The sequence below is a fragment of the Streptomyces sp. NPDC055078 genome (genome assembly GCF_053607985.1).
Map to the genome: position 1 here is coordinate 1 of NZ_JBSGUP010000691.1, position 4,228 is coordinate 4,228.

Below are 4,228 nucleotides of genomic sequence, written 5' to 3' on the forward strand. Positions count from 1 at the left end.
CGTGATGCTCGGAGGCCCGCGCCGAGCATCACGAGCGGCAGGCTGTGCGGACGCATCGGGTCCTTCTTGAAGCCGACGCGCTTGCCGATGACGAGGATGACGCCGAGGGCGGCGGCTCCGGCGTTGATGTGGACGGCGGTGCCGCCCGCGAAGTCGATGACCCCCATCTCGAACAGCCAGCCGCCCGCGCCCCACACCCAGTGGGCGACCGGGAAGTAGACGACGGTGGCCCACAGGGTGATGAAGAGGGCCCAGGCGCCGAACTTGACGCGGTCGGCGAGGGCGCCGCTGATCAGGGCGGGGGTGATGATCGCGAACATCAACTGGAAGACGGCGAAGACATAGACGGGAATGGTGTAGCCGTCCCAGAGTTCGGTGAGGCCGATGCCGCTGAGTCCCGCGTAGTCGGCGGACCAGCCGATGACGGAGCCGGAGTCGGTGCCGAAGGCGAGGCTGAATCCGTAGAGCACCCACAGGATGGTGACGATCCCCAGGCTGATGAAGCTCATCATCAGCATGTTGAGGGTGGATTTGACGCGGACCATGCCTCCGTAGAAGAAGGCGAGCCCGGGGGTCATCAGCATCACCAGGGCGGAGCAGATGAGCATGAAGCCGGTGTTGGCGGCAGAGAGCGTGGGTGCTTCTGCGGCAAGGGTCGAGATGCCTGGGGGCATCGGCGTCTCCTCGTCGTCGGTGCGGCGGCTGTGGCGGGGCGCCGGGGCGCCCAGGGGGGCGGGGGCGGTTATGCGCCATGAGGTTGGCGCAGCCCGGTTTCCGCCGATGCCGCACGATGTTTCGCCGCCGTGACGAAGGGGTGCCGTGTGTTACGCGGCCATGAACGGGCGGTTCACGGCGAGGGCGGGTCCAGGGGGCGGGGCGCGGTCGCGGCAGGGGCCCCGGCGCGGGAGGTCCGGCGGACGGGACCGGCCGCGGCATCCGGACGGGGACCGGCCGCGACATCACCCGGTTGACCTGGCGCAGGGGAGCCGGGTCGGGCGGTTCGGGGTGATCGTCGCGGCCGGGGTCTGCGGGGGTGGGTGGCGCCGTGGTCCCTGAGGGGGAGCACGGGCTGATGTCTACGGAGCGGGCCGGGGTTCTACGGGGCCGGGGCTCACGGGGTGAGGCCGGGGTCCCCGGGCCGGAGTCCGGCCGGGTGGGGGCCGGATCCGGCCAAGGCGGGCCGGATTGGGCGTACCAGTCAGGTCGGGCCGGTCAGGGCAGGCAGGTCGGAGCGGGCCGGCCAGGTCGGGCCGGTCAGACCGCTTCCGCGGTCTCGGGCAGCTGGGCGGTGAGCAGATCGGTGAGGTGGACGACTTCGGCGACATCGCCGAAGTCGCGGGCGGCGGTGTCAACGGTCTTGCGCAGCCGGGTGTTCACCCGCTCCGAGCGGACGCGTTTGGCGACTTCGAGGGCCTGGGACGCAAGGCTGGTGGCTTCCTCCGGCTCGCGCTTGAGCAGATGAACGGTGGCCATGCCGATCAGGTTCAGGGCGTAGGAGCGCTGGTGTTCGTCGTCCTGGTGGAAGAGGTGGACGGCGCGCTCCATGACCGGTTCGGCGAGGGAGGCGTACGTCGGGCTGCGGCCCGCGACATAGGCGAGGTCGCGGTACGAGTGGGCGTTCTCCCCGTTGAGTTCGGCCTCGGAGAAGAAGCGGATCCAGTCGGGCTCGGGCCCTTCGGTCCCGGCGTCGGAGAAGGTGTCCTCGGCCATCCGGACGGCGCGCTTGCACTTGCTGGGCTGGCCCATATTGGCGTACGCGCGGGCCTCCATCGCATAGAGCATGGCCTGGGTGCGGGGGGTGGCGCAGTCCCGGCTGCCGTACTGGGCGAGGTGGATCAGCTCCAGGGCGTCGTCGGGGCGGCCCAGGTGGATCATCTGGCGGCTCATCGAAGACAGGATGTAGGAGCCGAGGGGTTTGTCGCCCGCTTCCTTGGCGGCGTGCAGCGCGAGCACGAAGTACTTCTGCGCGGTGGGCTGGAGGCCGACGTCGTAGCTCATCCAGCCCGCCAGCTCGGCCAGTTCGGCCGCGCACTTGAACAGCCGGCGGGAGGTGGCCTCGGGCTGGGGTTCCTGGAGCAGGTCGGTGACCTCGTGGAGCTGGCCGACGACGGCCTTGCGGCGCAGTCCGCCGCCGCACTGGGCGTCCCACTGGCGGAACATGGCGGTCGTGGACTCCAGCAGCTCCAGCTCGGGCCGGGAGAGCCGGGACGGCCGCTGGGCGATGACCTGGGCGTCGGGGCGGTCCTGCTCGGCGCCGGCGGGGGTGGGGACGAGCCAGCGCTGCATGGGTTCGACGAGGGCCGGGCCCGCGGCCAGCGCCAGCGAGGTGCCGAGGAAACCGCGCCTGGCCAGCATCAGATCGCTGCGGGAGAACTCGCTGAGCAGCGCGACGGTCTGGGGGCCCGCCCAGGGGAGGTCGACCCCGGAGACCGAGGGTGAGGTGTGGGCGCTGCGCAGCCCGAGGTCCTCGATGGCGACCGCGCTGCCGAAGCGCTCGGAGAACAGCTCGGACAGGATGCGCGGGATGGGTTCGCGTGGCTGCTCGCCGTCGAGCCAGCGCCGTACGCGCGAGGTGTCGGTGCTGATGTGGTGCGCGCCGAGCAGGCGGGCCCGGCGGTTGACCTGACGCGCCAGCTCGCCCTTGGACCAACCGCTGCGCACGAACCATGAGCCCAGCCGCTCGTTCGGGCGCTTGCCGGAATTCGCACCGGCGCCGCTGCCGTCCACTGGAACGCCCCCATCCGTGAAACCTTGAGCTCGAACCCTTACCAGAATGCCGTGAGTTGGGGCCGTCTGTCCGGAGGAATCGCTCCGTCGAACGGGAGTCCGACTTGCTTACGGCATCCCCATGAGTCCGCACAACTCCAGGGTTCGTGCACTGAAAGTAATCCTACGATCACCCGCCCCGCGAGGGCGATTCCAGAAACGCCACCATTCGCCACCCCTTCGAATGAACTCGCTCACCATCAGGCACGATTCACTTGACAGACGATCGGAAGGCAGCGGAACGGTGCACAACAAGGCGCCTAGCGCTGTCCGCACTCCCCCTCGCGCTACTGTGCGCCGCCGGACCTTCACCGGTTGCGACGCTGTGTTACGAGGAGACTTCGGGTCGTAACCACCGGCGTGCACGACCCGTTGGAGGGGGCATGGGCTTCACAATCGGCATCGGCAGCAGCCGCGGGATCAGGGACATCCGCTCCGGCTCACGGCGCCGCGGTCGCACCACGGAGTGCACCGCGGTGGCCGAGTACACAGGTCTCTGGGGCTGGGCGGTGCTCCCGGGGGCGCGGGCCGCCGCCGGGGCCTGCTCCTGCGGCAGAGCGGACTGTGCGGCCCCGGGGGCGCATCCGCTCCCCTTCGCCGCCGAGATCCCCGTGGGCGCCACCCTGGACGAGGTGACCGAGGCGTGGGCGCAGGTGCCGGGCGCCGCGGTGCTGCTGCCCGTGGGCCGCGCCTTCGACATCCTCGACGTGGCGGCCCCGGCGGGGCGGCGAGCCCTGGTGCGCCTGGAGCGCATGGGGCTGCCGCTGGGCCCGGTGACGGCGACACCGGACGGCCGCTGCCAGTTCTTCGTGGCCCCGGGCGCCGCCGACGACCTGCCGACGCTGCTGTACCGGATGGGCTGGGACGACGCCGATCTGGATCTGCGCTGCCTCGGGCCCGGCGACCACATCACAGCCCCGCCGTCCGACCTCGGCGGCCTGGGCCCCGTCGACTGGCTGCGCCCGCCGTCCCTGGACACGGCGACGGCACCGCCGGAGGCGCGGCTGCTGCTGGGGACGCTGGCGTACATCTGCCACCGCTCGGCGGCGTAGCGCTCCCGCCCCGGGTCCGGCATGTGCGCGTGCGGGTCGCGTCTCACTCGGTGCGGGTCGCTCGTGTCGGCTTGTGTCGGCTCATACCGGCTCGTGTCGGCTCACACCGGCTGGTGTCGGCTCGTGTCGGTTCGTACGGCGAGGCGAGGTTTTTCAGCCTGTCCGGATGCGTGTACCAAGCCTGTCCGGCGTTTGAGGACACCTCGCAGGGGTGCGCGTCAGCCATCGCCTGACGCGGCCGGTAGCCGGGGCTCTGCCCCGGACCCCGCTCCTCAATCGCCGGAGAGGCTGGATTCGCTTGCCCTGGGTGCGCATGCCCACATCAAGCCTGTCCGGCGTTTGAGGACGGACCCTGGTGCTCAGGAACCTGGAGCGTGGCAGGGACCTGGGGCCGGTGTCCCCGTCCCGGG

General features: G+C 71.1%; 3 protein-coding genes. 1 reads left to right on the forward strand and 2 read right to left on the reverse strand.

All coding sequences use genetic code 11. The features are described 5' to 3' along the window. Together ACWF94_RS34875 and nsdA are read right to left on the reverse strand one after the other, a co-directional pair. A partial coding sequence (locus tag ACWF94_RS34875) for an ammonium transporter (RefSeq protein WP_453498015.1) occupies nucleotides 1-674 on the reverse strand: 674 nt, incomplete at its 3' end. 580 nt (nucleotides 675-1,254) lie between these two features. After that, nucleotides 1,255-2,727 carry a transcriptional repressor NsdA gene (gene nsdA, locus ACWF94_RS34880; RefSeq protein WP_453498018.1) on the reverse strand — a complete coding sequence of 491 codons (1,473 nt, stop codon included), beginning with the start codon at nucleotides 2,725-2,727 and terminating at the stop codon, nucleotides 1,255-1,257. Between the two features lie 422 nt (nucleotides 2,728-3,149). Between nsdA and ACWF94_RS34885 the strand changes: the two genes are divergently transcribed. Continuing rightward, nucleotides 3,150-3,818 (forward strand): bifunctional DNA primase/polymerase, encoded by a 669-nt coding sequence (locus ACWF94_RS34885; protein ID WP_453498021.1) that lies wholly within the window; start codon nucleotides 3,150-3,152, stop codon nucleotides 3,816-3,818. Nucleotides 3,819-4,228 lie beyond the last annotated feature (410 nt).

What these genes read in the sequence shown, in the direction of transcription:
- ACWF94_RS34885 (WP_453498021.1), top strand. Translation starts at nt 3,150, where the DNA reads ATGGGCTTCACAATCGGCATCGGCAGCAGCCGCGGGATCAGGGACATC.